This window comes from Vibrio sp. Vb0349, from assembly GCF_033338975.1.
Map to the genome: position 1 here is coordinate 1 of NZ_JAWOTS010000495.1, position 1,000 is coordinate 1,000.

General features: G+C 46.8%; 1 protein-coding gene. It reads left to right on the forward strand.

The window, feature by feature from the left end:
* Positions 1–190: 190 nt before the first annotated feature.
* The coding region (locus tag R7Q47_RS26865; protein ID WP_318090391.1) for a substrate-binding domain-containing protein at positions 191–1,000 on the forward strand (810 nt) is incomplete at its 3' end.

Consider the following 1,000-nt stretch of genomic DNA (forward strand, 5'->3'; position numbering starts at 1 on the left):
GCTATTTTATAAGAAACTCAATATTAATGTCATTTATTTATTCGTTTTGCGAGTGTTTCTTTAAAAACAACTCTGTAACAATAAGTGCATGATTTTATTGTGGATATTATGTTTGGCTTTTGGTGGCTTGTCGGCATCCTGTGTATTCGTCATAATGTTACATGTAACATTATTGATAAATCACATATTTATGGCTCAACAGAATAAAAAAACACGAACGACATTGCAGGATGTCGCAGACCAAGTTGGCGTAACGAAGATGACGGTTTCGCGCTATATGCGCAATCCAGAATCGGTGGCTGAGAAGACCCGCGTGAAAATTGCCGCGGCAATCGAGGAGATGGGGTACATCGAAAATCGCGCCCCCGCGATGTTGTCTAAGTCTTCCAGCAAAGCCATCGGCATCTTACTTCCTTCTCTGTCCAACCAAATTTTTGCTTCCTTTGTTCAGGGCATAGAGACGGTCACTAAGGCTAACGGCTACGAAACACTACTGGCACACTTTAGCTACGATGAGTTGGAGGAAGAGCGCAAAATCGCCTCTTTGCTTTCCTACCAAGTGGATGGGTTGATTTTGACTGAAAGTCACCACACTCCACGCACGTTGCAGATGATCAAAAACGCTGGCGTTCCGGTGGTCGAAACCATGGAATTGCCGCCACAACCGATTGATATGGCTGTGGGCTTGGATCATGAAGACGCTTCGTACAACGCGGTGAAACGTATGTTGGACGCTGGTAAACGCACCATTGTTTATTTCGGCGCGCGTTTGGACACGCGTACCAAACTGCGTATGCAAGGTTATGATCGCGCGATGAATGAAGCCGGACTCGAACCCAAACATGTGTTAACTGGCGTGCACTCCAGTTTCTCCCTTGCGCATGATTTGCTTGAACGCGCACTGGAAACGTACCCAACGCTCGACGGGGTGTTCTGTACCAACGATGACATCGCAATTGGTACTATGCTGAGTGCGCAGCAGCGTGGCATTCAAGTCCCG